1 protein-coding gene and 1 pseudogene are annotated in these 1,466 nt (G+C 70.0%); both read left to right on the forward strand.

Translation table 11 applies throughout. The features are described from left to right. Window positions 1-156: 156 nt before the first annotated feature. Window positions 157-769 (forward strand): annotated as a pseudogene (locus ABZZ74_RS54170) (DnaB-like helicase C-terminal domain-containing protein); the annotation flags it as partial. Between the two features lie 153 nt (window positions 770-922). Beyond that, window positions 923-1,466, forward strand: a 544-nt coding sequence (locus ABZZ74_RS54175; protein ID WP_356951449.1) for a helix-turn-helix transcriptional regulator, incomplete at its 3' end; no start/stop codon positions are given.

Raw genomic sequence — 1,466 nt, forward strand, 5'->3', positions numbered from 1 at the left:
CAGGGCCAGCCTCGATCTCCTACGCAAACGCGTCCTACTCGCACGGTGAGTCTGAACTATCCGGATCACAAGATCGTCGACAGAACCCGAATCTTCACGTTGATGGCGTCCACGAAGACGACGGGGTAGACGCGGCGGTTTCCAGTGATCGTTGCGGAGATGGGCCGCACGGAGCTGACCATGCGGCTCGCGTCTGCTGAGGCGAAGGTGCCGCTGCACCATATGCGGTCCGGGGAGATGACGGAGGAGGACTGGACGCGGCTGGCCCGCAGGATGCCGGACATCTCCGCGGCGCCGCTGTTCATCGACGACTCCCCGAACATCACGCTGAACCACATCCGGTCCAGGGCCCGCAGGCGGAAGGCGAAGAGCGGGCTGTCCCTGATCATCGTGGACTACATCCAGCTCATTGAATCCGGATTCAGCAAGTACGCGGACAGCCGGCAGCAGCAGGTCGCCGAGATCTCCCGCGGCCTGAAACTGCTCGCCAAGGAACTGGAAGTCCCGGTCATCGCCCTGTCCCAGCTGAACCGGGAGTCGGAGAAGCGGGCCGACAAAAAGCCCATGATCTCCGACCTGCGGGAATCCGGCGCCATCGAACAGGACGCCGACGTCGTGATCCTGTTGCACCGCGAGGACGTCTACGAGAAGGATCCGGGCCGGCGAAGCGGACCTGATCGTGGCCAAGCACCGCAACGGCCCCACCGCCACGATCACCGCCGCCAGCCAGCTGCACTACTCCCGTTTCGTCGACATGGCGCAGACCTGAAGGGCCGGAAGAGCCAGCTCAGGAAGGGGCAGACGATGAGTAGCTTCCAGGCGATCGACGCGCTACTGGCGTCCACGGCGCCCGGCCGCATCCCGTTGCCGCCGGCCTTGGAGCGGCGTGCGCGGCGCGAGGGGCTGAACCTCTCGCGCGCAGTTGGCGCAGGCCTTGGGCGTCAGCCCGTCCACGGTCGGCGGCTGGGAGTCCGGCCGGGATCCGAGCGGCGAGGTACGGGAGCAGTACGCGTACTTCCTCGAGGCCGCCCGCGCCAAGCTGGCCGCGGCCGCGGAGGCACCCGCCGGCCACCCCGAGGTCGACGGCCCGGCGGAAGCGGAGCCGAGTGTCGGCGCGGACGACGTCGATGTCCTGGCCGCGCCTGAGCCGTGTGTGCTGTGCGGGCAGCCGGCCCGTCACCAGGTCGCGGGATACCCGCAGCACCTGGACCCGGCCGAGTGCGGCACGGCCGAGCCGGCGCAGCCGACGAAGCCCGCGGCCCGGGAGAAGCCGCGGCAGCCGGCGACCGCCGGACGGCAGGGCCGGGCGGCGCGCGGTGTCACGGTGGTGCCCGTCGGCCGCCGGGTGCAGGCGGCCTCCGACACCCCCGACCTGATCGGCTCGGCGGTCGCGGCCGCGCTCGAAGAGCATGCCGGTGATGTCGAGGCGGCGACGGCCGCGCTGGTGAAGCGGGCGATCCCGGATG

Source organism: Streptomyces sp. NPDC006476 (assembly GCF_040612015.1).
GTDB lineage: Bacteria > Actinomycetota > Actinomycetes > Streptomycetales > Streptomycetaceae > Streptomyces > Streptomyces griseorubiginosus_B.